This window comes from Rhodococcus sp. AQ5-07 (assembly GCF_009707305.1).
GTDB classification, from domain to species: Bacteria; Actinomycetota; Actinomycetes; order Mycobacteriales; family Mycobacteriaceae; genus Rhodococcus_F; species Rhodococcus_F erythropolis.
Map to the genome: position 1 here is coordinate 4,595,833 of NZ_CP046099.1, position 24,380 is coordinate 4,620,212.

24 protein-coding genes are annotated in these 24,380 nt (G+C 62.8%); 15 read left to right on the forward strand and 9 right to left on the reverse strand.

The window, feature by feature from the left end; translation table 11 throughout:
- The first annotated feature begins 122 nt into the window (after positions 1–122).
- The 3 genes from GJB56_RS21490 to GJB56_RS21500 all read left to right on the forward strand — a co-directional run bounded on the left by GJB56_RS21490 (position 123) and on the right by GJB56_RS21500 (position 2,985).
- The gene (locus GJB56_RS21490) at positions 123–686 is read left to right on the forward strand and encodes a PadR family transcriptional regulator (protein WP_003946014.1); all 564 of its coding nucleotides are present in this window, start codon (positions 123–125) and stop codon (positions 684–686) included.
- On the forward strand, positions 679–1,782 hold the full coding sequence (locus GJB56_RS21495; RefSeq protein WP_003945979.1) for an inositol-3-phosphate synthase: 1,104 nt from the start codon (positions 679–681) through the stop codon (positions 1,780–1,782). The genes GJB56_RS21490 and GJB56_RS21495 overlap by 8 nt, the downstream gene beginning before the upstream one ends.
- A 144-nt stretch (positions 1,783–1,926) precedes the next feature.
- On the forward strand, positions 1,927–2,985 hold the full coding sequence (locus GJB56_RS21500; protein WP_019746062.1) for an isopenicillin N synthase family dioxygenase: 1,059 nt from the start codon (positions 1,927–1,929) through the stop codon (positions 2,983–2,985).
- Positions 2,986–2,993: 8 nt separating this feature from the next.
- On the opposite strand, the gene GJB56_RS21505 is transcribed toward GJB56_RS21500, so the two are convergent.
- Together GJB56_RS21505 and pdxR are read right to left on the reverse strand one after the other, a co-directional pair.
- Positions 2,994–5,111, reverse strand: a complete 2,118-nt coding sequence (locus tag GJB56_RS21505; RefSeq protein ID WP_070797618.1) for an oxidoreductase — start codon at positions 5,109–5,111, stop codon at positions 2,994–2,996.
- A 59-nt stretch (positions 5,112–5,170) separates the two neighbouring features.
- Positions 5,171–6,556 carry a MocR-like pyridoxine biosynthesis transcription factor PdxR gene (pdxR, locus tag GJB56_RS21510; RefSeq protein ID WP_113682832.1) on the reverse strand — a complete coding sequence of 462 codons (1,386 nt, stop codon included), beginning with the start codon at positions 6,554–6,556 and terminating at the stop codon, positions 5,171–5,173.
- A gap of 97 nt (positions 6,557–6,653) precedes the next feature.
- Between pdxR and GJB56_RS21515 the strand changes: the two genes are divergently transcribed.
- Complete coding sequence (locus GJB56_RS21515) at positions 6,654–7,361, forward strand: pyridoxamine 5'-phosphate oxidase family protein (RefSeq protein ID WP_113682833.1); 708 nt, start codon at positions 6,654–6,656, stop codon at positions 7,359–7,361.
- Positions 7,362–7,441: 80 nt separating this feature from the next.
- Here the strand turns inward: GJB56_RS21515 and GJB56_RS21520 are convergent, their stop codons facing one another.
- The 4 genes from GJB56_RS21520 to GJB56_RS21535 form a co-directional block, all read right to left on the reverse strand.
- A complete protein-coding gene (locus GJB56_RS21520) occupies positions 7,442–8,680 on the reverse strand; it encodes an HNH endonuclease signature motif containing protein (protein ID WP_113682903.1) in 1,239 nt (412 codons plus the stop codon).
- Between the two features lie 60 nt (positions 8,681–8,740).
- Positions 8,741–9,556, reverse strand: coding sequence for a slipin family protein (locus GJB56_RS21525; RefSeq protein WP_113682834.1), 816 nt, complete (start codon positions 9,554–9,556; stop codon positions 8,741–8,743).
- Positions 9,553–10,023: an NfeD family protein gene (locus GJB56_RS21530; RefSeq protein ID WP_020971386.1), complete on the reverse strand. Its 471-nt coding sequence runs from the start codon at positions 10,021–10,023 to the stop codon at positions 9,553–9,555. Before GJB56_RS21530 ends, GJB56_RS21525 begins: the two co-directional genes overlap by 4 nt.
- A 117-nt stretch (positions 10,024–10,140) precedes the next feature.
- Positions 10,141–10,890, reverse strand: coding sequence for an IclR family transcriptional regulator (locus GJB56_RS21535; RefSeq protein WP_020971387.1), 750 nt, complete (start codon positions 10,888–10,890; stop codon positions 10,141–10,143).
- Between the two features lie 247 nt (positions 10,891–11,137).
- On the opposite strand from GJB56_RS21535, the gene GJB56_RS21540 reads away from it, so the two are divergent.
- From GJB56_RS21540 to GJB56_RS21580, 9 genes are all read left to right on the forward strand, one after another.
- Positions 11,138–12,190 (forward strand): NrtA/SsuA/CpmA family ABC transporter substrate-binding protein, encoded by a 1,053-nt coding sequence (locus GJB56_RS21540; RefSeq protein WP_019746070.1) that lies wholly within the window; start codon positions 11,138–11,140, stop codon positions 12,188–12,190.
- 4 nt (positions 12,191–12,194) lie between these two features.
- Positions 12,195–13,052 (forward strand): ABC transporter permease, encoded by an 858-nt coding sequence (locus GJB56_RS21545; RefSeq protein ID WP_019746071.1) that lies wholly within the window; start codon positions 12,195–12,197, stop codon positions 13,050–13,052.
- Positions 13,049–13,891: an ABC transporter ATP-binding protein gene (locus GJB56_RS21550; protein WP_031332129.1), complete on the forward strand. Its 843-nt coding sequence runs from the start codon at positions 13,049–13,051 to the stop codon at positions 13,889–13,891. The genes GJB56_RS21545 and GJB56_RS21550 overlap by 4 nt, the downstream gene beginning before the upstream one ends.
- Positions 13,875–14,918, forward strand: a complete 1,044-nt coding sequence (locus GJB56_RS21555; protein ID WP_019746073.1) for an ABC transporter substrate-binding protein — start codon at positions 13,875–13,877, stop codon at positions 14,916–14,918. The genes GJB56_RS21550 and GJB56_RS21555 overlap by 17 nt, the downstream gene beginning before the upstream one ends.
- Positions 14,915–16,024 (forward strand): LLM class flavin-dependent oxidoreductase, encoded by a 1,110-nt coding sequence (locus GJB56_RS21560; protein WP_113682835.1) that lies wholly within the window; start codon positions 14,915–14,917, stop codon positions 16,022–16,024. Before GJB56_RS21555 ends, GJB56_RS21560 begins: the two co-directional genes overlap by 4 nt.
- Positions 16,021–17,175 (forward strand): LLM class flavin-dependent oxidoreductase, encoded by a 1,155-nt coding sequence (locus GJB56_RS21565; protein WP_113682836.1) that lies wholly within the window; start codon positions 16,021–16,023, stop codon positions 17,173–17,175. The genes GJB56_RS21560 and GJB56_RS21565 overlap by 4 nt, the downstream gene beginning before the upstream one ends.
- Positions 17,172–17,879 carry a class II aldolase/adducin family protein gene (locus tag GJB56_RS21570; protein ID WP_113682837.1) on the forward strand — a complete coding sequence of 236 codons (708 nt, stop codon included), beginning with the start codon at positions 17,172–17,174 and terminating at the stop codon, positions 17,877–17,879. The genes GJB56_RS21565 and GJB56_RS21570 overlap by 4 nt, the downstream gene beginning before the upstream one ends.
- Before the next feature lie 41 nt (positions 17,880–17,920).
- Entirely contained in the window at positions 17,921–18,862 is a 942-nt protein-coding gene (locus GJB56_RS21575; protein WP_113682838.1) for an ABC transporter substrate-binding protein, read from the forward strand.
- Positions 18,863–19,102: 240 nt separating this feature from the next.
- Positions 19,103–20,353: a reverse transcriptase family protein gene (locus tag GJB56_RS21580; RefSeq protein WP_113682839.1), complete on the forward strand. Its 1,251-nt coding sequence runs from the start codon at positions 19,103–19,105 to the stop codon at positions 20,351–20,353.
- A gap of 13 nt (positions 20,354–20,366) precedes the next feature.
- On the opposite strand, the gene GJB56_RS21585 is transcribed toward GJB56_RS21580, so the two are convergent.
- The 3 genes from GJB56_RS21585 to GJB56_RS21595 are packed head-to-tail and all read right to left on the reverse strand — an operon-like array spanning position 20,367 to position 22,387.
- On the reverse strand, positions 20,367–20,753 hold the full coding sequence (locus tag GJB56_RS21585; protein ID WP_003946047.1) for a RidA family protein: 387 nt from the start codon (positions 20,751–20,753) through the stop codon (positions 20,367–20,369).
- Between the two features lie 42 nt (positions 20,754–20,795).
- A complete protein-coding gene (locus tag GJB56_RS21590; protein WP_020909738.1) occupies positions 20,796–21,608 on the reverse strand; it encodes an alpha/beta fold hydrolase in 813 nt (270 codons plus the stop codon).
- Entirely contained in the window at positions 21,605–22,387 is a 783-nt protein-coding gene (locus tag GJB56_RS21595; RefSeq protein ID WP_019746079.1) for an IclR family transcriptional regulator, read from the reverse strand. The genes GJB56_RS21590 and GJB56_RS21595 overlap by 4 nt, the downstream gene beginning before the upstream one ends.
- A gap of 195 nt (positions 22,388–22,582) precedes the next feature.
- Between GJB56_RS21595 and GJB56_RS21600 the strand changes: the two genes are divergently transcribed.
- Positions 22,583–23,587, forward strand: a complete 1,005-nt coding sequence (locus GJB56_RS21600; protein ID WP_029256745.1) for an ABC transporter substrate-binding protein — start codon at positions 22,583–22,585, stop codon at positions 23,585–23,587.
- 10 nt (positions 23,588–23,597) lie between these two features.
- On the forward strand, positions 23,598–24,380 hold the full coding sequence (locus tag GJB56_RS21605) for an ABC transporter permease (protein WP_195849555.1): 783 nt from the start codon (positions 23,598–23,600) through the stop codon (positions 24,378–24,380).

Here is a 24,380-nt window from a genome sequence, read left to right on the forward strand (position 1 = left end):
AGGCCGTCTATCCGTGACACCTTGGTACACGTATCGGGCCGCAGTGTGGTTTTATATATCGGCGCGATATAGTTGGTTATCGCATCAAGCGGTTAGGTTCAACGACTCGGGAGGTTTGTCAGTTGCTCGAACTCGCAATCCTCGGGCTGCTCCTCGAGTCACCGATGCACGGATACGAGCTGCGTAAGCGGCTCACTGGTCTGCTCGGCGCATTCCGCGCGTTCTCGTACGGATCGCTGTACCCGGCACTGCGGCGCATGCAAGCCGACGGATTGATCTCGGAAGACGTCGACACTGCCACCGGCACGCTCAAGCGTCGGGCGCGTCGCGTCTACCAGCTCACTCCGGAAGGTCGGCAACGTTTCACCGAACTGGTCGCCGACACCGGGCCGCAGAACTACACCGACGACGGTTTCGGCGTTCACCTCGCCTTCTTCAGCCGCACCCCCGCAGAAGCGCGGATGCGGATCCTCGAAGGCAGGCGACGCCAGGTCGAGGAGCGCCGTGAGGGGCTCCGCGAGGCCGTCGGTCGGGCCAGCGGATCGCTGGACCGCTATACCCGTCAGCTCCATCAGCTCGGACTCGAATCGAGTGAACGCGAAGTGCGTTGGCTCAACGAATTGATCGCAGCCGAGCAATCGACAACAGGAACATCCCGGAAAGAAGGAGAACCCGACCATGGGTGAGAACAGCACCGCGGTGCGCGTAGCCATTGTGGGCGTGGGTAACTGCGCCTCGTCCCTGGTTCAGGGCGTCCACTACTACAAGGATGCCGACGAGACCCAGACGGTCCCCGGCCTCATGCACGTCAAGTTCGGCAAGTACCACGTCCGCGACGTGCAGTTCGTCGCTGCGTTCGACGTCGACGCCAAGAAGGTCGGCTTCGACCTCTCCGAGGCGATCCTCGCGAGCGAGAACAACACCATCAAGATCGCCGACGTCCCGCCCCTGGACGTTCCCGTTCAGCGTGGCCCGACCCTCGACGGCATCGGCAAGTACTACGCCGAGACCATCGAGCTGTCCGACGCCGAGCCCGTCGACGTCGTCAAGGCACTCAAGGACGCTCAGGTCGACGTACTCGTCTCCTACCTGCCCGTCGGTTCCGACGACGCTGACAAGTTCTACGCACAGTGCGCGATCGACGCAGGCGTTGCATTCGTCAACGCCCTGCCCGTCTTCATCGCTTCCGACCCGGAGTGGGCTGCCAAGTTCAAGGACGCCGGCGTCCCGATCGTCGGCGACGACATCAAGAGCCAGGTCGGCGCCACCATCACCCACCGCGTGATGGCGAAGCTGTTCGAAGACCGCGGCGTCGTGCTGGACCGCACCTACCAGCTCAACGTCGGTGGAAACATGGACTTCAAGAACATGCTCGAGCGTGATCGCCTGGAGTCCAAGAAGGTTTCCAAGACCCAGGCCGTGACGTCCAACCTGACCGGCGCACTTGCCGGCAAGGTTCACGACCGCAACGTCCACATCGGTCCCTCGGACTACGTGGAGTGGCTCGACGACCGCAAGTGGGCATACGTCCGCCTCGAAGGCCGCGCCTTCGGTGACGCTCCCCTGAACCTGGAGTACAAGCTCGAGGTCTGGGATTCGCCCAACTCTGCCGGCATCATCATCGACGCCGTGCGCGCCGCCAAGATCGCCAAGGACCGCGGCATCGGTGGACCGGTTTACCCGGCTTCCGCTTACCTGATGAAGTCCCCGCCGGTCCAGATGGCCGACGACAAGGCTCGCATCGAGCTCGAAGCGTTCATCATCGGAGCCGACGAGGCCTGATTTAGGTTCACGCTGATTCGGGGTCTTGCGCCAACGGCGCAAGGCCCCGATTCTGTTATCCGCAGGGTGTTTCCGCATCCGCGCGGGTAATCACGCCTGCGGCTGCCGAATCGCCGAGCGGGTCCGGGTGCCGATCAGCGTGGAATGATGGACATCAGAACCATCACACGGATCGAGGACCCCATGTCGATTACGTCGCTACCAGTGCTCGATCTGTCGCTTGCGCAGAACCCCGACACCGCCGAGCAGTTCCGCACTCAGCTCCGCGAGGCCACCCACGAGGTCGGATTCTTCTACCTGGTCGGCCACGGAATTCCCGACGAACTGCAGCGACGCCTCCTCGCCGTCGCCCGCGAGTTCTTCGCACTTCCGACTGCCGAGAAGCTCGCGATCGAGAACGTCCGCAGCCCGCACTTCCGTGGGTACACCAGGCTCGGCGGCGAACTCACCGAAGGCAAGCAGGACTGGCGCGAGCAGATCGACATCGGCGCCGAACAGCCCGCGGCCGAGCGCACCGACACCTCACCGGCCTGGGAGATCCTGCAGGGCCCCAACCAGTGGCCAGACGCCCTTCCCGAACTCCGCGACGTCATCACCGAGTGGAACGACACACTCACCTCGATCGCACTGAGCCTCTTACGCGAATGGGCGGTAGCCCTGGGCCAGGATGCGAACATCTTCGACGACGCGTTCGCTCACGATCCGTCGATCCTCATCAAGGTGGTGCGTTACCCGGGCCGCCCGAAAGGTGCCGGCTCCCAGGGCGTCGGCGGGCACAAGGACGCGGGTGTGCTGACTCTGCTCTATGTCGAACCGGGCAAGGGCGGTCTGCAGGTCGAGCACGACGGCGACTGGATCGACGCCCCGCCGATCGACGGGGCACTGGTGGTCAACATCGGCGAACTGCTCGAGGTCGCTACCGGCGGCTACTTGAAAGCGACTGTGCACCGGGTAGTTTCACCCGAAGGTGACGGTGAACGTATCTCGGTGCCGTTCTTCTTCAACCCGAACTACGCAGCGCAGATCCCGGAGTTCGACCTACCGCCCGAGCTGGCGGCGCGCGCCACCGGCGTCACCGTGGACGCGAACAACCCGATCCACGATTCCTACGGGGCGAACGCCCTCAAGAGTCGACTACGCGCGCACCCCGATGTCGCGGCCCGATGGTGGCCGGACATCGTTGCGGCACAAAGCGCTACCTAGGGGATGGGTCAAAGATCCATCGCGACTTTCCACGCCGTGTGCATCGCACCTTCGATGTAGTCGACGTTCACCGCGTCACCGACCACGTGCACGTCGGAGACGACGCCGATCAGAGCGTCGGCCAGCGGCGCTTGCGCTGACACCCCCGATGCGACGACAACCATGTCGGCTGGAGCGGTCAGTGTCTTGTCACCGGAACGGAATTCGACGTGCTCCTTGGTGATTCGCTGCACCGTTGAATTGCGGTGAATGTCCACACCGACATGCTTGGCGTGGCGCACAGCCGTCCAGCGGCGCGGCATCGCCATCGGAATACCCAACTGCTGGCCTTCTTCGATCAGCGTCACATTGCGACCTCGCTCGGCCAGGAACTCCGCAAGCTCGAGTCCGACAAGCGAACCACCGATCACGACAACGTCCTTACCCATGGGCAGGAACTTGCGGGTCACAGCTCGGATCGCCGCGGGGCTCTTGGTGATACCGGACAGCTTGCCCAACTTGGCCATCGTCCGCAGGAACGGCGGCACCTGTGAGACGTCTCCCGCTCCGGTCATCAACGCGCGCAACGAATCACCGGTGTGCACGTGCGGCAAGTCGCCGCCCGGAACACTAGGCCGCTCACGAACTGCACCGGTGGCCACGACTACGGCGTCGGGGTTCAGTGCCCGGATCGAAGCAACCGAGGCTTCGGTCTTCAGTCGAACATCGACACCGAGACGCTCGATCTCCACTTTCAACCAGCTGAGCAGACGTCCGTTGTCCGGGGTAGTGAGGCTCGAGAACCACAGGGTGCCGCCAAGGCGATCGGATTTGTCCAACACCGTGACTCGGTGCCCACGTTCAGCGGCCACGCGAGCCGTTTCGAGACCACCGGGGCCCGCTCCGACCACAACAACGTGTTTCGGAGTGCTGGTCCGAACGAAGGGGAGCAGCGCTTCGTTGCCCAGGGCAGGGTTCACCGCGCACAGCGGGGTCTCGTCCCAGAAGTTCTCCTGCACGCAGACGTAGCAATTGATGCAAGGCCGAACCCGCTCGGGTACACCGTCTTTGAGTTTGTTCACCAGCTGTGGATCGGCCAGGAGCTGGCGGCCCATCGCGGCGAAGTCCGTGCGACCTTCCGCGATCATCTTCTCGCCGACCTCGGGGAGCATACGTCCGACCGTGATCACGGGGATCGATATCGCCTGCTTGATTCGCGTTGCATTGTCCGTGTAGTAGCCGACCTTGTCGGGCAGGGGGCCGTCGGTGAAGTTGGCAAAAGCATTCAGCGCGGTACCGGTGACGTGAATGGCGTCAGCGCCGGCCTCTTCGAACATCTTGGCGGCCGCAGCAGCCTCGTCGACGGTCAGCCCGTCGGTTTCGCCGTACTCTTGACCGGCCAGACGCACGATGACGGCAAGCGCACCACCGACCTCCTCCTTGACCGCCCGAATAACCTCACAAGCCAGGCGAGCACGGTTCTCCATGGAACCTCCGTACTCATCGCTGCGCTGATTCGTGTACCGACTCAGGAACGCTCCGAGGACGTAGTTGTGGGCACAGTGAATCTCGACGGCGTCGCCGCCCGCCGCTTTCACCCGTCCGGCAGCCTCGGCGAACATGCGGACGAGCCAATCAAGATCTTCCTTGGTGGCCTCGTGGTAGGTCGCCCTCTTGCCCTCGTTGATGGCAGCCATCTTGCCCAGTTCTTCGGGCGTGCAATCGGCCATCGCACTCATGTCACCCGGCGGCTTCGGTGTGGACGGGACCAACTGGGGTCGGCCGTCGAGGGTATCGATGCGCGCCACCTTGCCGTGGTGTGTCATCTGCACACAGAGCTTGCTGCCTGCGTCGTGCACCGCGTCGGCCAGCGCTTTGAGTCCGGGGATGAACCGGTCTTCGGAGAGCCCCGGTTCCTTGCGGCTGGTGCAGCCCAGCGGGTACGCAACAGCGCAGCAACCGGTGATGATCAGACCCGTTCCACCGGCCGCACGAGCCACGAAGTGGTCGATGTCGCCCTTTTCGATTTCCCCGTCTTCACACAGGTTCATGTCCATCGCAGGGAGAACCACGCGATTGGGCACGGTCATCGGGCCGATGGTGCCTGGTGCGAGCAGGTGCGGAAAGGTCTGGCTTCGGATCGTCACGAGCAGACGCTAGAACTGGACCACGCCCATCCGTTGCCGCACTCCCGATCAACGAGACTTCACGCGCTGTGACGTGCGAGGCACTCGGCTATCACCTCGAGCGAATATTCGAGGTCCGCGGATTCCACTCGCCCGTAGCCGATGACCAATCCGCCGGGGTCTCCGTGCGTTCGGGTGGACTCGACCAGGGTGGGCACTTCGACGCCGTGTTCAAGTGCCTCGCGAGCGACGGTGGCTGCCAGATCCGCGTCGAGCATGAGCGTCGTGTGCATGCCGGCGCCGAGACCCCGCAGTTCACCGAACGATGACAGCGCTTCCTCGACCGCCCGATCGCGCTCCCGGTACCTGCGCCGGGCGGTACGTACCGCCCGATCCCATTCGCCGTCACGGAGCAGGGACAGGAGTGCTTGCTGCAACGGAACCGACGGGAAGTCGCCGATTCGCTTGCGGTGTAATGCTATGCGGTCGACCAGGTCGAGGGGAGCTACCAACCAGCCCAATCGAATTCCGGCGCCGAGCGTCTTGGCGACCGTTCCGAGATACACCACCCGATCAGGAGCCAACTGGGCGAGCGCAGGCAAAGGCGCTACATCGTAACGGAATTCGGAGTCGTAATCGTCCTCGAACAGGACGACGTCGCGGGCGCGTGCGAACTCGATCAACTGGTTGCGCCGACCTACCGGAAGCAGCCCACCCGTCGGATACTGATGGGACGGTGTCACATACACACCGCGGACGCCCTCCGACGCCGTTTCGAGTTGGTCGACACAGAGACCATGAGCGTCGACGGGCACGTCGAGCAGCGACCATCCACAGGCTGTTGCGGCCGAGGACGCATACCGGTATCCGGGATCTTCCATCGCCAGAACAGCACCACGGGTACGCAGAGCCGACAGGGCGAGGCCGAGACCATGCGTGGCACCTGAGGTGATCAGGATTCTCTCGGGTTCAACCGACATTCCGCGGGCTCTTGCCAGCAATTCCGAGAGTGCCGAACGCAATTCGTAGTCACCCGCAGGATCGGGATCCTCGAATGGTGGCGGTTTGGACCCGACGTCACGCCACGCCCGCCGCCACGCTGCCGATGCACGCGGCGGCGTCCACGGCACGCCTGGCCGGAGCTGCACCCTGGGCGACATCTTGTCGGCGGTCTTCTTCGGTGTAGTCGTGGGAGTGACCACGGGAGAGGGCGCCTCGGCAACGAAGGTACCCGAGCCGTGCACAGCGACAAGCCAACCCTCGGCGATCAACTGCTCATACGCCCGTTCCACGACGCCCCGCGCCACCTCCAGCTCCGCCGCCAGCTTCCGGGAGCTGGGTAACCTCAGTCCCACTGCCGCCTTACCACTACGGATATCAGCTCTGAGGTGGTCGGCAATCTGGATCGGGAGCGCCCGCCGATCTGTCCGGTCGAGGACGACGGCTACCGCCGAAGGAAGAAACATTCAGAACCCTCTCGGAAGTGGCAAATCGAAGTGGCCTATCGAAGTCTCCACTGATTGGACCATGACTTAAAGCCACTTTGCCACCAGCATTGTCTGCATGACAGATTCCGTTGTCTTTGCTGCCCCTGCTCCTGCCCCCACTGCACCTACTCCGCTGTCTCCGACAGCACGTACGACGCACAAGCGCGCCCGCCACCACGGCGTCGCAGAACGCGCGGCACTCGTCGACGTCTTGCAGTCCGCGAAGCTGTGCCACATGGGCGTGAACGTCGGCGGAGTTCCCATGGTGTTCCCCACCGCGTACGGGTTCGACCTCGACGGCCCTGACCGCGGCGGGTCTATTTATGTTCACGGCTCGGTGGCCTCGCGAAGCTTGGCTCCCGACAGCGAAATCTGCATCACCATCACGATCCTCGACGGGCTCGTGTTGGCGCGGTCGGGCTTCCACCACTCGATGAACTACCGCAGCGGCGTCATCATCGGATCACCTCGAGTCGTGACCGACGGCGACGAGCGAGTGAAGGCTTTGAATCTGATCGTCGACCAGGTGGTTCCCGGACGTTCCCAACACTTGCGGGATCACACGCGCAAGGAAATGGCGGCAACCATCGTTCTTGCCCTGCCGTTGTACGAGGCTTCCGTCAAGGCCCGCACCGGCGGCCCCGGCGACGATGCCGCCGACATTGGTGTCGAAACCGTTTGGGCTGGAGTAGTTCCCGCAGCTACGCACTTCGGTGAACCGATCCCGTCCGAGGATCTCGACTCAGGTGTCGCGCTTCCGGACCATATCTCGACGATGCTCTGACCGCACACGCGACTCCGACAAACGCAGCTCGCACCGGGGCATGGCTATGCCCCGGTGTGTACGTATTCAGTTGCGCCCGTTCAGGCTGCTGTAGGTGGGCTGTTCCCGCCGATCGGGTGCTGATACGGGTCAACCGACATCGGCGGATAGAACACCGTCCTCCGATCCGGGCCGATCTCCACCCGCCACTCCGTGTGGTGCAGCGTCCGATGGTGATGACCGCACAACAAGATCAGATTGTCGAGATCCGTTGGGCCACCATCACCCCAGTGAACAATATGATGAGCATCGCACCACCCCGACGGCGTCCCACACCCCGGAAACGCACACCCGCCATCCCGAACCGCAAGAGCCCGGCGCTGCGGAACAGTCGCCGTTCTCGCTTCCTTACCGCAGTCGAGCGGAACACCGTTCTCATCCAACAAGATCCGCGTCACGGTGCAGTCGCACGCCAGCATCCGGGCAGTATCGATACTGATCGGACCTACCCAATCCGTCCACGCGAACCCCAGTTCCTCCGTCGACGGCAGGAGGTCTTTCAACGCTTGCAGATCTGTCATATCTTTTGCCGACGCGGTGACCGTGATGTGTGGTTTCACGCCGCCTTCGATCGGACCCAACCCCGCCCGCTCATACCGGCGCAACAACTCGCAAAACCCGTCCGCACGCCGTAATGCCGGAGTACGCGTGTCCTTCACACCGTCCTTCTCCGGCGTCGGCGCCGACAAACTCGACAACAACGTGATCAGACGGGCCCCGTTCACAGCATCCAAGTCACCCTTCACAGACACACGCCCGTACAAGCCTTTCGAGGCGTAAAACTCGTTGCGCTCCGAATCCTCCCCGACCGGAACACCATCCTCACGCTTGCCGTACTGCTTCTCGATCCGCCGAATCGCCGCCCGCACCGCATCACAATCGGCAATGTTCTTCGACGCCAGGCCAAGCAGAATCCCTCGGGCCTTGTCCACATCCGCCAGCGTCATGTTCTTCGGCGGATGCTGACAAAACGACGCCACCTGACGCGCCTTCAACGCATCCACATCACCACGATGAAACGCATCCGCGACAACAGGTTCGAGCATCAACAACCGCGCCAACCCGACCAGCAGACTGCACTCACCGATCTCCAAATTCGTCGAACCATGCAACCACTGCGCGATCGCCCGAAAACCCTTCCCACCGAGAACCTCCCGGGAAAACATCTCCACGATCAGCAACACCAACCGCGACTGCAACTCGTGCCGGACACGCACCAGATCCAGAACCTCACCCTTGAGGTCCTCACCATCCAGCTGCCACGCATCCCGACTGTCCATGCAGCAATCATATTCGAACATAGTTTCGAATACAAGAGAAAAACGGAATGAAACTAGCTGCTAATCAACAACTTTCGCATTCCAGACAGAACGGGCATGATCTTGGGTGGCTGTGGAAACCTCCGCTTGGCCGCCCATGAAGGGCCGGACAAGATCCAGCGGCAAGGGGAAGACAACGGTGGAGTTGTTCTCGCTACCGATCTCGTGAAGTGTCTGCAGATATCGCAATTGCAGGGTGGTCGGATTGCGGCTGATCACCTCGGCCGCCTCGGCGAGCTTGGCCGAAGCCTGAAACTCTGCGTCGGCGTTGATGATCTTGGCCCGACGTTCACGTTCGGCCTCTGCTTGCCTGGCGATGGCGCGCTGCATGTTGGCTGGAATCTCGACGTCCTTGATCTCGACGGTCGTGACCTTGACGCCCCACGGTTCGGTCTGCTGGTCGATGACTTTCTGCAGATCCTCGTTGAGGCGTTCACGTTCGGATAGCAGCGAGTCCAGCTCAGCTTTACCGAGGATGGAGCGCAGTGTGGTCTGGGCGATCTGTGAGGTGGCGGCCAGAAAGTCCTCGACTTCGACTATCGAACGGTCAGCGTCGACGACCCGAAAGTACGTGACGGCGGTGACCTTCACAGGAACATTGTCGCGGGTAATCACTTCTTGGACCGGTATTTTCAGCGTGACGGTTCGCAGACTGACCCGTTCCATGCGATCGATCGCCGGCACCAGAATCACCAGGCCTGGGCCTTTCAAGGTGATCAATCGGCCGAGGCGGAACACCACCGCGCGCTCGTACTCGCGCAGAACTCTCACCGACATTCCCACAAGGACTGCAATCAGCACGACAAACACGAACAACACGACAAGCACGGTGGTCATAGCGGCAGCTCCCACGGTTCACGACGGCGCACTTTCAGAGTCAGGCCTCGTACCTGCTCTACGACGACGGATTCGCCCACGGCAGGCACAGAGTCGTCGTACCCGAATTCCATTCGAGCACTCCATAATCCGCCGTCAAGCTCGACCTGCCCCTGCGCGCCGGTCCAACTGCGAACGGTCGCGTCGGAGCCGACAAGAGATTCCGTTCCGGTACGCACGGGCGCGCGGCGCGCGGTAAGCGCTTTTCGACTCGCTACCGCCACCACGCCCAGGCCGACTACCGCGACCCCCGCCGTCACCGGGATCGCGATCAATTGCCCGATACCGTCGGATGTGAAAAGCATCCAGACGCCGGCACCGATCATGAGTGCTCCAAGCACACCGAGCACCCCCGCGGTTGGGGCATGCGCCTCGACCACGATCAACAGGACGCCCAGCACCAGGGCAACGACACCGATCGTCGTCATCACTCGTCTCCACGCTCGCGAGGACGCGGTCACGTCGCGTAGCCATTGTGCGATCGCGCCCTCGGCTTCAACGGTAATCACGTTCGGCCGGATCTGCCACAAGCACTTCACGCCAGTTCAGAGAAGCACTTCACCGATCTGTCGCGCAGTCACCTTGGCAAGGTCGGCGAGGAACGGAATCCGTTCGTCGATCATCAGCTCGACCGGACCACGAAGCCCGAGAGCGTAACGCACAGTACCGGATCCATCGATGATCGGAATTCCGATCGTTCGGTAATCCGGGGTCAACTCCTCGTCGTTGAATCCGTATCCTCGCTCACGAGTCAGTTCCAATTCCCGGCGGATACCGGCAACATCGGTGATCGCACGCTGAGTGGTCGCTTCACGTGGCAGCGCAGCGAGCTCGGAATCGTCGACATCGGACCACGCCAGAAACGCTTTCCCGAGTGCGCTCGCATGCAAGGGAAGGCGGACACCCTGGAGCACGTGCCCGTCGGCCTCGCGCCACCGACTGAATCCGAGCAACACCACCTCACTTCCACTTCGCACTGCCAGGGAGGCGGATGCTCCTGTCGTCGCGGCCAATTGCTCCAAATAGGGCTCGGACAGATAGATCCGATGCTGCCGGTAGGAGACCTGTCCGTAGGCCGCCAGCGCCGCGCCGATGCGATACCGACTGGTTGCGTCGTCCTTCTCGAGGAACCCCGCGTCGACGAGCGACTGCAGCAATCGATGCGTGGTGCTGACCGCAAGCTCTTGTCGCCGCGCAACTTCCGAGACTCCCAGTTCTTCGCCACTGCGAAAACATGTGAGCATGGTCAGGGCACGAGTTACCGTCTGAACTCCCGCGCCGCGTGCGTCCGTCACGAACGATCCTTTCGCTGTGGCCTGATCGACCTGAGAATCGGACGCTAACACGGACCCAGCAGTCCGGCCATCCTTTCCATCAGGCGGAAAGGAACCAGACGCGGACCCACAAAAGCCCAGATGAACAGACTTCCGATGTTGTCAAGATTTCCAATCTCCAGAAAACAAACGGGGGTAAAACAGACACGCACCCAATAGCGTCATCGTCGTCAGTTCTGACGAATCAACGCCTGAAGGAGCCACATACATGTCCCGCTTCCGCCGACTGCCACGAGCTGCCGCTGCGCTCGCCATGATCCCGCTGGCCGGGTTGGCGGTGGCGTGTGGGTCTTCCGATTCCGACAGCGCCGCAGGCAATTCCAGCGCCGACTTCACGCTCAAAGTCTTCGATCCCGGAAACTCCGGTGCCATCGCCGTCGGCAAGCGTGACGGAACCTACGACGAGGCGCTGGCACCGCTGGGCGCAAAGATCGAATGGGTCAAGACCACACCGGGATTCAGCTCCAACCTCAAACTGTTCAACAGCGGAGAACTCGACATCCAAACCGGCGCATACAGTCCCGTCGTCGGCGCACTGTCCAAGGACGTGGGTGTCCGCATCTTCGCCACGTCCGACCCGTACAACAAGGACCAGGCCGGCATCATCGCCACTCCGGAATCCGGAATCAAGACCGTCGCAGATCTGGCCGGCAAGCGCATCGCCGTCAACCCTGCAGGTAAGGGCGAGTACATCACGCTCAAGGCCCTGACGCAGGCCGGAGTGCCGATCGATTCCGTCGAACGTGTTCCGCTGCAACAGGCTGACGCGGCGTCGGCGTTCTCCACCGGGCAGGTCGACGCGTGGGCATCGTTCCTGATTCCGTATCAGGAGGCCAAGGCCAAGGGCGCGGTCGAGATCGCAACCGAGGCGAGCATCGACTCCGTGGACAGCACCATCATCGCCGGCCGCACCGCAGTACTCGAAGCGCATCCCGAGGTGGTCCAGAAGTTCCTCGAGGTCACCCAGGAACTCACCGCGAAGCAGCAGGCCGACCCAGCAGCCTTCGAGAACGTCTTCGAACAGACCGGTCCGCGTGCACTCTCCGGACAGCGGCTCGACGACGCGATCACCCTGGGCGGCCAGATCACCAACTTCCGCTATCCGACTGCAGCGGATGCCACCGACCTCGAATCTATCTCCACACTGTTCGCCGAGAACAAGGTGATCCAGCAGCCCCTCAAGGGCAGCGACGTGATCTTCGACCTCCAGGGTGCTGTGGCAGGTTCGGCAGCGGCAGCGCCCACCACCGAGGGGAAGTGACCCGATGGTGACGCTGACCCGGCCCGCACGAACGGCGTCGCCGTCAGTGGAGCATCCGCAACTCGAAACGCCCCGCTACCGGCGCAATCGCAGCAGGCCCAAGTGGGTCTCGATCCCCCTCCGCTTCCTCGTGCCCGCGCTGCTGGTTGCCGGATGGTGGATCGGATCCGCTACCGGACTGATCCGCGAAGAGATCCTGGCCGGACCTCCGGCGGTGTGGACGGCATTCGCCGAGCTGTACCAGTCGGGTCAGTTGGTCGACTTCGGTCTCGCGTCGCTTCAACGTGCTGCACTCGGTGTTTCGGTCGGTGTGATCGTCGGATTGGTGCTCGGGGTTCTCTCCGGTCTCTCCTCGCTCGGCGAAGAACTGATCGACTCGACCATGCAGATCAACCGCGCGGTTCCGTTCCTCGCGCTCGTTCCGTTGTTCATCGCCTGGTTCGGTATCGACGAAACTTTCAAGGTGGTCCTGATCGCGGTCGCCACCGTCGCCCCCATGTACGCGTACACCTACCTCGGTGTGCGCGGGGTCGATCGCAAGATGGTGGAAGCGGCACAGGGTTTCGGACTGACAGGTTGGCGACTGGTGTTCGGAGCGATTCTTCCGACCGCCCTCCCCGGTGTTCTGATGGGGCTTCGAATCTGCCTGTCGCTCAGCATCACCGGATTGATCGCCGCCGAGCAGGTCGGCACACGTGAGGGGATCGGATACCTGGTCACCCTCGCGCAGGAATACAACCGCACCGACTACATGGTTCTGTGCATCGTCATGTACGCGGCGCTGGGTCTCATCTTCGACGCCGTGGTCAGGCTGATCGAGCGGTACTCCATGCCGTGGCGGAGATTGTCGGTGGCGCGATGACGAACACGACCGTCGGCTCGCTGCCGACCACCGAAGCACCTCTACCACCGTTGGCAACGCGTGAGCGGACCGGTACCACCGCGGCCGAACGACGAGCCGGATCACCAGTGGCAGTCTCACTCACCGGAGTGCGGAAGTCGTTCGGTGACAAGACTGTTCTGGGAGGTATCGACCTCGAGATCACACGCGGAGAGTTCGTCGTTCTCCTCGGCCCCAGCGGCACCGGCAAGACGACCCTGTTGCGAGTGCTCTCCGGTTTGGAAGCACCGGACAGCGGCGAGGTGCTGGTTCCGCGCGACCGCACGGTCGTCTACCAGGAACCGCGATTGATACCGTCGAAGCGAGTTCTGGCCAATGTCACAGTCGGACAGAAGCGGTCACGTCAGGTGACCGACAATGCACGCAACGCACTCTCCGAGGTCAACCTCGCGGACAAGCACCGAGCCTGGCCGGCCACCCTCTCCGGCGGCGAGGCCCAACGCGTCGCATTGGCGCGCGCTCTCGTTCGCGAACCTGAACTATTACTGCTCGACGAACCGTTCGCGGCCCTCGACGCTTTGACCAGGCTCCAAATGCAAGACTTGGTAGGCGATCTGGTCGCCCGCCACCGTCCGGCTGTACTACTCGTCACGCACGACGTCGACGAAGCCGTACGACTTGCCGACCGCGTGCTCATCCTCGACAAGGGCGGTTTTGCCGTGGACGTCGACATCGACCTGCCACGCCCCCGCGATCGAAACGATCCCGAATCTTTGCGCTACCGAGCGAGTTTCCTGAAGGAACTCGGTGTCGGCCGCACCTTCCCCGACGGACAGGACAGTCATGACATTGATCGCTGATTCCGCAATCGACACACTCTGGTACACCCGCTGCCCCGTTCCCACCGCCAGCGGTCTCGCCAACAGTCTCGGTTGGCTCGACCGGACGGCAAACGAATCCGGGGTGCGTTTCGGCGTACTGCAAGATGCCGGACCGGAATTGGCAGTGCGCCATTTCGATCACCACCTCTCCGGACTCATTCGCGAAGGCGGCAACGTCCCCGCACTGGCCGCGCGTGCCAGTGGTTCTCCGACGCGGCTCATCGGGCTCACCTGGATCGACGAGGCCCAGGCGATCCTGGTGCGCGGAGACTCCGACATCCGAGAAGCAGGTCTTCTGGCCGGCGCTCGGATCGGAATCCCGGCCTGGGCTGCGGATCAGGCCAGGAGCTTTCCTCGCGCCATGGCCCTGCACGGCTTCGCCTCCGCACTTCGACTGGGCGAGTTGAGTTTTGCCGACGTCACCCTCGTCGAGGTTGCGACGACCGCAGCCCCCGAGGTCCGCACCGCCTCGTCCACCCGCAACACGACGTGGGGTGTCGAATCCCTGCTCCGCGGCGACGTCGATGCCATCTACGTCAAGGGCGCCCGCGCCCAGGAAGTTGCCCGCGAACACGGCCTCGTCGTGGCCGTCGATCTCGATTCCACTGCATCCCTACGTGATCGCGTGAACAACGGCACCCCACGACCGATCACAGTTCATGCCGACCTACTCGAACAGCGCCCGGACATCGTCGTCGGTTTCCTCGCCGAGAGCCTGAGAGCGGCGGACTGGGCCGCAGCCAATATCGACGAGGTCCGAGCCGTGCTGCAGACCGAAACACAGTCCGGGCCCGAAGGTGTGGTGGCAGCGTACGGCGAGAACTTCCACACCGGACTGCATTTGAGCCTGTCGGACGAGCGTGTGGACCTGCTCGGCGTGCAGAAACAATTCCTGTATGCGCACGGCTTCCTTGCCGCCGACTTCGACCTGCAGTCCTGGGTGGCGCACGAACCACTGGAACAGGCACGCGCACTTGTCGCCGCGCAGAAGGGCACAGAAGAATGACGGACGTCTACTGGGAGCTGCCCTCGCGCGGTGACGGACGCCGGGCCGTGACCGCGCTGAACAGTCGCGGCGGCTTCGGGCCACAGCGACCGACTACCGTCGCGACCGATGTTCGCCCCGGAAACTTCGGGCCCTTCGACGAATTGGCACAGATCGTTCTCGCAGCCGAACTGTCGGGCGTCGACGGCGTTGTCGCACCGTACGATCCGAATGGCGAAGAATCCTGGATCGTTGCTGCCGCCGCCCTACGTCAGACGCGTCATTCGCGAGTGGTCGTGGAGTTTCACCCCACTTTCGGCACCCCCGTCTACGCCGCCAAAATGTCGGCCACACTTCAGCGCCTGTCGGCAGGTCGTCTCGAATGGCGAGTGAAGGTAGAGACGGACCCCGAAGACGCCGCTGCTCGCGGAGACGTGGTTCGAGGAGCCGACCGCTACGCGCGCGCCGCGGAGTTCCTGACCGTCGCACGCGGTGTGTGGAACGAGGAACAGATTCTCCCCGGCGGATTCGGCGGCACGGGTTACGACTTCGACGGCGAATACTACGACGTACTCGGCGGCGGATTCCGAGGCATCTTGTCGGGACTCCGCTTTCCCCGAGTACATCTGACCGGAGACTCACCGGAAGCTCTGGAACTCTCGGCCCACCATGCCGATGTCCATCAGTTCACCCTTGCCGGTGACGAGTTGTCGACACGGATCACCACCCTCGACGACCGAGCATCCGAACTCGGCAGGACCGTCGAGAAGGTCCTGCGCATCCCGATCATCGCGAGGGAGACAGCCGACGAAGCCTGGGCTCGCGTCGAACGGCAACTGAGAGAGGCCGATTCCGCTGCACTCGAGATCGATCGGGGCGGCATCCTGTGGTCCGGATTCGACCGCATCGGCTACGAGCACAGTATCGGCCTCGTCGGAAGCTACGAGGAAGTGGCGCAGCGATTGTCGTCGTATCGCGATCTCGGCGTGGACGGTTTCGTCCTGTCCGGTCGGCCACACATCGAAGAGCTGCACCGCGCGGGCGAGCATCTCCTACACCTGGTCGATCCCGAGGGTCGGATCCGCAAGGAAGAGAAGGCCACCACAGAAGAGAAGGCCACCGTATGAGCATCGATTTCTATTGGCGGATCGGGATGGAAGGCGACCACGCGTCGCTGCGTACTCCACGTCGCTACAACCGCGGCGATGCCGGTGGATACGGGCCGGGCAACATCGCTCCCGCGATCCGCGGCGGTGAGTTGGACGGATACAGCTACATCGACCACATGGCCGCAGTGGCAAAGGCTTCCGAGTCCGCCGGCTTCCTCGGTGGACTGCTGCCGTCCTTCCCGATGACCGAGGATCCGTGGGCGACCGCAGCAGCATTGGCCGCCGAGACCACCACGTACCGTTTCATGGTCGCGTTCCAACCGGGGTTCCTTCACCCGGTGCAGGCCGCGCGGATGTCGGCCAGTCTGCAGCGAGCAACCGGCGGACGTCTGGTTTACAACATCATCAGTGGTGGAGGCGGCGCGCCTCAGCTGTGGTGGGGCGACAAAGTCGACCACGACGATCGCTACACCAGGACATCCGAGTTCCTCGATGTCCTCAAGGGTGTGTGGGACGGCGAACCTTTCGACTTCGACGGTCGCTTCTTCCAAACCCACGGCGCTGCACTTCCACCCGGACTTGCCTGCCAGCCGTTTCCCGAGGTGTACTTCTCCGGATCTTCGGCAGCAGCCGTCGCCGCCGCCGGACTGCACTCCGATTACTACCTTTCCTGGCTGGAGCCGTACGCCGATCTGAGAGCCAAGATCGACGGCGTGCGGGAGAACTCGGCCAAGCTGGGACGCACCCCGAAGTTCGCCGTACGCATCGACGTCGTTGCCCGGCACACCGAAGAAGCCGCGTGGGCCGAGATCGAGAAAGGCTGGGCCTTCGTCGACAAGGGGGCCGCCGACCGCGCAGCGCAGGGCGATTCGGTGGGCGCCGCCCGCATCAAGGGGTGGGTGCCCGAACACATCACGGGTTACCGAGATCTGGAAGTACAGCCCAACGTGTGGTGTGGCTTCAGCCTCATCCGTGGCGGACCGGCGTTCGGACTGGTCGGCAGCTACGAACAGGTCGCCGAAAGACTCGACGAGCTGCGCGAACTAGGCGTCGACGCCTTCATCCTCGCCGGTAACCCGCATCTCGAAGAGGCATACCGCGTCGGCGAAGAAGTTCTTCCCCTCCTGCAGCGCACCCCGATCACACCTTCTGGACTGGAGACTCGATGACCACCACCGAAACTCGACTCGACGCCGATACCGCAGCATTCGTCGAAGCAGTGCGCAAAGCAGCAGACAAGGCATTCGACGTCTTCCGCAAGACCGGAACGGTTGCAGCCAACGGGACCGTGAACTTCGTCGAACGCGTACCCGGCACCGAAATCGCGGTCGCCCTGAACGACCCGGGACCGTGGGCGGACGATCCGTCGGTGTCACCAGTTGTCGCTACGTTCGATGGAGAGGTGCTGTCCGGCAACGGATCGGCTGGTTTTGTCACCGGCTACGCGTCAGTGTTCCGTGAGCATCCGGAAATCACCAGCGTCGTCCACATCCACACTCCGTGGCTCGGCGGTTGGGCACAGACACACCGGACGCTACCCATCCGCTATGCGGCTTCGCAGAGGCTGACGCTCTCCCGAGAGATTCCGCCGCACATCGATCGATCCCGGTCTGCGGGCGAGTTCATTCTCGAGCGTCTCGAACACGATCCCGATCTGGTGGCGATCTTCGAAGCCAACGGCGGGGTCAACGTCATCGGCCGCAGCGGGTTGCTCGACCTCGCGAAGTTCGTCGTCCTCCTCGAGGAAGGCGCCCAGTTCCAGGCGACCGCCGAAACCCTCGGCGGTTCGGTCGAATTCGATCCGTCCAACCTCGCCGTCCAGTGGGGCCGTAGCGGACTCGCCGACGAGGCGCGTCGACGCGGCCTCATCTAGCCACCCCCATCACTGATTCAGAACAGGAAACCGTAGATCTCATGACCGTTCGCGTCGGATACTTCCCACACAACAATTCACTGTTCGTTTTGCGCCACACCGGAATCCTCGAACGTCGTCTCCCGGACGTCGAGTGGGTGGACCTGCGTGAGCTTCCCGCCAAGCCTGCAGTGAACCCGGAAAACGCCTTGCCGACCCTGCACTCGGACTGGCTGTTCGAGGAGGGCGGATACGACGTGATCGGAACCGGCTTCACGCCGCCCGTCACCGGTTTGGCCCAGGGCCGCGATCTCGTCTACATCGGAATCTCCGGCCCCCGCGTGGAGAACGGGCGCCTGGTAGTCAAGGCAGAGTCCGAGATCAACACGGTAGAGGACCTGCGCGGCAAGCGCGTCGGCATCGCGCACGGATCGTGGCAGACCACACTTTTGTTGTTCGCCTTGGATCAGGCGGGGCTGACCTGGTCCGACATCGTCCCCGTCGATACCGACGTGCGCGGTGGTGGAGCGGACCTCGTCGACGGCACCATCGATGCCTGGGTAGGGGCGTACCCGGGGCTGACGGACATCGAAGCGAACCACGAACTGCGCACGCTGATCGCCACCGACGGACTCTTCAGCCACCCCTCACTGTGGTTCACCCGGCGCGATTTCGCGGATACCAACCCGGAGGCCCTCCAGGCGATCATCGAGGCCCTGCAGGAATCCGACGCCTGGATCGAAGCCAACCCCCGCGAAGCCGCGCAGATCTTCGTCGACGACATCGAGAAGCGTGGCGGGTCCACGAGCCTCGATGCCTGGGAAGCTGCACTGCGCGGACGTCCTTTCGGTGTCAACCCGGTCACCGACGAGTTCCTCGACGAGCAGCAGCGCGCGGCCGATCTCCTGCTGAGCAACGGACTACTGCCGAAGGCGGTCACCGTCCGTGAAGCAGTCGTGCCGTGGATCAGCGAGTTCGTCGGTTCGGATCGTTCGTCGATCTGAGAACCCACACCTGACAGATCCGCTTCACACGTGACAGATACCGAACGGTCTGCCATTGTGAAGGGATGCGGCGGCGCGTGGGTGAGAGTTGGTCCACGCGACCAGTCTCAGGGGTAACCCCTGGGTCGGCCAGAAGAATTGGATACTGCGTCCACCGGCGTTCGGCACGCTCCGCGTGCTTGCCGCCGCACCGGACAAAGGATTTGGTCACCCCGCCCCGTCGCATCCCGGAGTCGAATCATGCGTGACTTCGAGCTCGATCCCGAGTTGGCGCGTCGTCTGGCCGTTGCGGCTGCTGACGCTCCGTGGACCCTCAGCGGCCTCGAGGAGGCATTCGGAACCGTCTTCGGCGTTTCCCCGACGCTTCTGGCCGTGCGCGTTCTCGACCTCATGCCCGCCCCACCGTTCGAACCGCAGACTCTGTACCGATTGCTTCGCGAACTACCTCGCCTGCGGCCTGTTCCTCTCTCACTGGACACCAATGAATCCTCGGTGTGGCGGTTCGACGTTCCCCGCTACAACACCAGTGTGGACCTGGCTCGTTCACTGGATCTGACGATCTCCGAACTCGAGTGGTTTGCCGACCGAGGGGAATGGCTCCGCACGAAACCCCTACCGCTACGCCACTACCGGCCCATGCAGATCAGCAAGAAGACCGGCGCTCGCCTCCTCGAGGTACCGAAACCTCGATTGCGCGAAATTCAGCGCAAGATTCTGCGCCGCATACTCGACCTGGTGCCCCCGCACGACGCGGCACACGGATTTGTCCGTGGTCGAAGCCCTCTGACTTTTACAGCGCCGCACGCACAGTCGGAAATCGTGATCGGTGTGGACCTCGCGCAGTTCTTCCCCTCGATCAGCGGCAGCCGCGTCCACGCCGTCTTCACCGCCCTCGGCTATCCACCCGCAGTGGCAGGAGTTCTCACCGGATTGTGCACTGTTGCAACACCTGCCGATACCCTGCGCGGCCTACCGTATGCACAGGCATCACAGCTACGCACCGCGCATCTTCCGCAAGGCGCGCCAACTTCGCCTGCACTGGCGAATCTCGTCGCGCGCAAACTCGATATCCGCTTGAGTGGACTCGCACAAGCAAACTGGCTCACCTACACCCGATACGCCGACGACCTCGCGTTCTCCGGAATCGAAGTAGCCGACGTCGGAACCCTCCTCTGGAGCGTCGAGCAGATCGCCAGGGACGAAGGGTTTGCCATCCATCCACGAAAGACCAAGGTGATGCGCCCTCATCGACGCCAACACCTCACCGGATTGGTGATCAACGACCAACCGTCGTATCCGCGTGACGACTACGATCGCTTGCGCGCCCTGCTGCACAATGCCGCCAGTACTTCTGCGCAGGAACAGAATCGGGACGGTATCGAGAACTTCCGCGCCCACATCTACGGCCGGATCGCTCACATCGGCGAAACCAGCACTACGCGCCGACGCACATTGCTGCGCCTGGCTGAACGTGTGGATTGGGACGGCTAGTGCCCGCGAGCAGTCAGACCCGCGGTGTGTACGCCATGCATTCGACCTCCATGTGCGCACCCAGCGCCAGTCCGTCTGTTCCGAACGCACTGCGGGCCGGCAGTCTCGACGCCGGGAAGTACTCGAGGTAGACCTTGTTGAACTCCTGCCAACGAGACATGTCGTCAAGCATGACAGTGCATTTGAAGATTGCTTCGACGCCGGAACCGTAAGCGATCAGCGAAGCCACGATGTTCTCCATGGTCTGTCGAGCCTGCGCTTCGAAGCCGTCGGCCAAAGTCCCGTCCGGGAGCATGCCGATCTGACCCGACAGATACAGAACGTCTCCGACGCGCACTCCGGTAGAGAACGGCGTATCGAAAGCGGGTGGGATGAACTCGACGGTCTGAGATGAATCCATTAGATCTCCTCGGAGTTGGAATATGCGTGACGAGTTGGCGTTTCAGCGCACTGGGCGGGCACGAACATCGGCCAGGAAGTGCGCCACCAACTCGTTCCACGCGTGTGGGTCCTCGAAGTAGGGGGAGTGGCCGCGGTCGGCAAGTTCGACCACTTCGGCGTGGGGCAGGAACTCGGCGGCGCTGCGAATCCGCTCGGGTGTCATCAAATCGTCCAGCTCACCCGCGATCAGCAGAACCGGCGCCGTCACCGCGGCAAGATCGCTCGGCGAGTAGTTGTGGGCCTTGAGAATTCGGAAGAACTCGGTGTCAGGTGGGCGATGACCGAAGGTGCCGAGAGCTTGGTACAGGTATGCCCTCGCCATGTCCAAGCTCGGCAACCGTCCGCCCACAGCGGGGTGTTCCCCCAGTGGCCGCGCCGTGACGGGCGCCGCGGTGAGGGGAGGTGCGCCGTCCGGACCGAATCCGACGGGAATGCCGCCGGTCGTGCAGGCCAGGACTACCGACTCCACCCGCTCCGGAACAGCGATCGCGGTCCCCAATGCGGCCCAACCGCCCATCGACTGGCCGACCACGTGCGCTCGATCGACCTCCAACAGGTTCATGATTTCGATCAGATCCGAGACTGCCGCTACCGGGCCGTGGTTGCCCTTTTCGTTGGTGGACCGGCCGAATCCTCGCTGATCCCAGCTGATTACCCGATAATGCTGAGCGAAGTACGGTACCTGTTGGTACCAGACCGCGGCGTTGCCGCCGAGACCGTGCGTGAGAATCAGATCCGGGCCTTCGCCGGCAGTCTCGTACCAGACCCGTTCGCCGTCTGCGACGGTGATGAAGCCCTCGGTCCGTGAAATCATCCTTCTTCTCCTGTGTCGGACGGGCGCTTGCCCGAAGTGTGGTCAGTGAGGAGTTGCTGCACTTCATCGGTGGCCCGCAGCAGGTGTTCTTCGACCATTCGCGTCGTTTTCGCATCGAAGTCGGTATCGAACCCGATCACCGTCAACGCGCAGAGCGGAGATCCCTTGCGGGAAGACACTGCACGCGAGACCGAACCGATGATGTCCTGAGATCGTTTGTGTACAACGGCGAATCCGGTTTTCTGCGTCTCGGCTATGTCGGCGAGAAAGCCGGTGGGGCCTTCCAGTGGATAGCCGCTCTTCTCCACCATCGCCAGGTAGGGCGCCCGGGTGTTGTCCTCGAGTGCCGCGACCAACGCGAGCGGACCCGCGAACCGGTGCGGCGGAAGCAGATCCCCGAGCATCCGAGTGATCATCTTGAGTCTCTCGGGACGCAGCGCCGCGATGATCCGCGTTCCGCCGCTCTCGAGAACCTGCAGATTCACCATCATGTCGGTGCTCTCGGACAGCACCCGCATGGTCGGATCGCACAAGGCCGCCAACGAGTGCGCTGCCGCTTCGTGGGAAACCTGCAGTGCAGCCGGTCCGGGGAGATAGCGACCGTCGTAGCGGAAGACCCAACCACGGTTCGCGAGTTCTCCGAGCACTCGGTGCGCAGTCGGGCGGAGCATCCCGACTTCTTCTGCCAGTTCGCTGAGCTTCATCGGCGTGGTCGAGCGCGCGATGGCCTCGAGTAGATCCAGCGCTTTGTCGACGGCGGACGCAGAACCCTTCGTCATCCGATCCCCTCCCGGTGCCGTGGATGTACCCGGCGATCCGAAATCTCGTGTTCTTGGAAAACCCTTGGCATTCGTCTTGGAAATTACTATAGTCACAACAATCGTTCCGGCGTACGGAATTCTTTGAGCGTCTTCACCTTCCCACCGGATTACCGGCAAGGAAGTCATATCTTTCCCAGCGAGAGGCTTTCGGACATGACGGTTGGACATACCCTTCGGTCGACACCACGGTTCAGAGTTGTTGCCCTAGCTGCGGTCGCGACCGCAGCATTGGCACTGACCGGCTGCTCGAGCGACGCCACGGCCTCCGACGACGGGGGCACCCAGACCACCACGATTCGAATCGCACCTCAGCCGATCGCAGACTTCGCACCGATCTGGCTCGGAATGGAGCAGGGATACTTCACCGACGAAGGACTCGACATCCAACTCGTCGAGGGCGGCGCCAGTTCCTCGGCTCAAATTCCGTTGCTGCTCAGCGGAAATGCAGATATGGCAGCCACGACCGCCGCCGCCGCAATTCAGGCACGCAGCCAGAACATGCCCGTCACCATCGTCGGAGGACTCACGAATTTTGCCGCGAGTGACGGCGTCGACCAGTCCGGCCTCGTCGTCGCCAAAGACAGTTCCATCAGCGGCTTCCGTGACCTCGAAGGCAAAACCGTTGCGATCAGCGGATTGAAGTCCGTCAGCGAGGCAGTCATCTCTGCTGCGGTGGAGAAGTCCGGTGGAGCAGCGGACAAGATCTCGTTCATTCAGGCGCCCATGCCCAACCTCGGCGACCTTGTTTCCACTGGCGGAGCCGATGCGGCATTCCTCATCGATCCGTTCCTGAGCAAAGCAACCGACTCGGGGCTGAAGATCCTCGGCCACCCCTTCCCCTTGGCCGCGCCCGGTGTGCCAGGGACCTCGCTGGTCGCTTCGGAATCGTTTGTCGACGCGAACCCGGACTCACTCGCCAAATTCCGCACGGCGCTTGCCAAATCCGTCGACTACGCCAATCAGAATCCGGGCGCCGTCAAGGCTGCACTCTCGACACAAGCCAAGATTCCGCTCGAAATGCTGGCCAACAGCAAGAATCCTCAGTTCGTCGCAGTAGTGGAACCGGGTGCTCTCGGCACGGAGATCGAACTGCTGGTCAAGTACGGGGTACTGACGGATTCGGTCGAGGCCGATTCCTTGCTGACCCCGGCCAACTGAGTTGTCCGCCTTGACAACCCTGCAGACTCGCCGCAGGCAGGTTCTGCTCGGTCGGCTGCTGACGCTCTTCGCGTTGGCAGCCGCCTGGCAGATCTTCGGAATGCTCGGCGACGAGGACGTCAAAGGTATTCCGAAGTTCAGCGACGTGGCAGTGGCCCTTGTGAACGAACTCGGCACGTCCTCGTTGTGGACATCACTGGGACAAACGGTGACCACCACAGCGATCGGATTGGCGCTGTGCCTGGTCGTCGGGATCCCGGCAGGACTGCTGCTCGCCGCGCACCCGTTCCTGACGGTCTCCTCCCGTTTCGTCATCGACTTCTGCCGAACCGTTCCGCCGCTCGCAATCATTCCGCTCTTTCTGCTGATCATGGGCCCGACGCAACGGATGGCGGTGGCGCTGATCGTGGCAGTAAGTGTGTGGCCGATTCTGCTCCAGACGATTCACGGTGTGCGCAACGTCGACCCGGATCTGCTGGCGACCGCACGATCCTTCCGACTTCCGCTGTGGCGCAGACTCGCTCTCGTCGTCGCACCGGCGTCGATGCCCTACATCTTCACCGGGATTCGCATCTCGGCAACACTGAGCTTGCTGCTGACCATCGGTGCAGAATTGATCGCGGGCGTGCCGGGACTCGGTAAGGAGATCCTGCTGAGCCAATCCGTCCCCGATCGAATGTTCGCACTGATCATCGTCGCCGGACTCCTCGGAATGCTGCTCGCCTTCGCCGTGATGGCGATCGAGAATCGTTTACTTGCTTGGCATTACATCCCGAGGAGGATGACGACGTGA

Excerpts from the sequence above, each read along its gene's own strand:
- GJB56_RS21585 (WP_003946047.1), bottom strand. The coding sequence starts at position 20,753 with ATGGATTCATCTCAGACCGTCGAGTTCATCCCACCCGCTTTCGATACG.
- GJB56_RS21495 (WP_003945979.1), top strand. The coding sequence starts at position 679 with ATGGGTGAGAACAGCACCGCGGTGCGCGTAGCCATTGTGGGCGTGGGT.
- GJB56_RS21560 (WP_113682835.1), top strand. The coding sequence starts at position 14,915 with ATGACGGACGTCTACTGGGAGCTGCCCTCGCGCGGTGACGGACGCCGG.
- GJB56_RS21515 (WP_113682833.1), top strand. The coding sequence starts at position 6,654 with ATGACAGATTCCGTTGTCTTTGCTGCCCCTGCTCCTGCCCCCACTGCA.
- GJB56_RS21550 (WP_031332129.1), top strand. The coding sequence starts at position 13,049 with ATGACGAACACGACCGTCGGCTCGCTGCCGACCACCGAAGCACCTCTA.
- GJB56_RS21595 (WP_019746079.1), bottom strand. The coding sequence starts at position 22,387 with ATGACGAAGGGTTCTGCGTCCGCCGTCGACAAAGCGCTGGATCTACTC.
- GJB56_RS21590 (WP_020909738.1), bottom strand. The coding sequence starts at position 21,608 with ATGATTTCACGGACCGAGGGCTTCATCACCGTCGCAGACGGCGAACGG.
- GJB56_RS21530 (WP_020971386.1), bottom strand. The coding sequence starts at position 10,023 with ATGACGACGATCGGTGTCGTTGCCCTGGTGCTGGGCGTCCTGTTGATC.
- pdxR (WP_113682832.1), bottom strand. The coding sequence starts at position 6,556 with ATGTTTCTTCCTTCGGCGGTAGCCGTCGTCCTCGACCGGACAGATCGG.
- GJB56_RS21555 (WP_019746073.1), top strand. The coding sequence starts at position 13,875 with ATGACATTGATCGCTGATTCCGCAATCGACACACTCTGGTACACCCGC.
- GJB56_RS21545 (WP_019746071.1), top strand. The coding sequence starts at position 12,195 with ATGGTGACGCTGACCCGGCCCGCACGAACGGCGTCGCCGTCAGTGGAG.
- GJB56_RS21580 (WP_113682839.1), top strand. The coding sequence starts at position 19,103 with ATGCGTGACTTCGAGCTCGATCCCGAGTTGGCGCGTCGTCTGGCCGTT.
- GJB56_RS21540 (WP_019746070.1), top strand. The coding sequence starts at position 11,138 with ATGTCCCGCTTCCGCCGACTGCCACGAGCTGCCGCTGCGCTCGCCATG.
- GJB56_RS21520 (WP_113682903.1), bottom strand. The coding sequence starts at position 8,680 with ATGGACAGTCGGGATGCGTGGCAGCTGGATGGTGAGGACCTCAAGGGT.
- GJB56_RS21570 (WP_113682837.1), top strand. The coding sequence starts at position 17,172 with ATGACCACCACCGAAACTCGACTCGACGCCGATACCGCAGCATTCGTC.
- GJB56_RS21565 (WP_113682836.1), top strand. The coding sequence starts at position 16,021 with ATGAGCATCGATTTCTATTGGCGGATCGGGATGGAAGGCGACCACGCG.
- GJB56_RS21600 (WP_029256745.1), top strand. The coding sequence starts at position 22,583 with ATGACGGTTGGACATACCCTTCGGTCGACACCACGGTTCAGAGTTGTT.
- GJB56_RS21500 (WP_019746062.1), top strand. The coding sequence starts at position 1,927 with ATGATGGACATCAGAACCATCACACGGATCGAGGACCCCATGTCGATT.
- GJB56_RS21575 (WP_113682838.1), top strand. The coding sequence starts at position 17,921 with ATGACCGTTCGCGTCGGATACTTCCCACACAACAATTCACTGTTCGTT.
- GJB56_RS21525 (WP_113682834.1), bottom strand. The coding sequence starts at position 9,556 with ATGACCACCGTGCTTGTCGTGTTGTTCGTGTTTGTCGTGCTGATTGCA.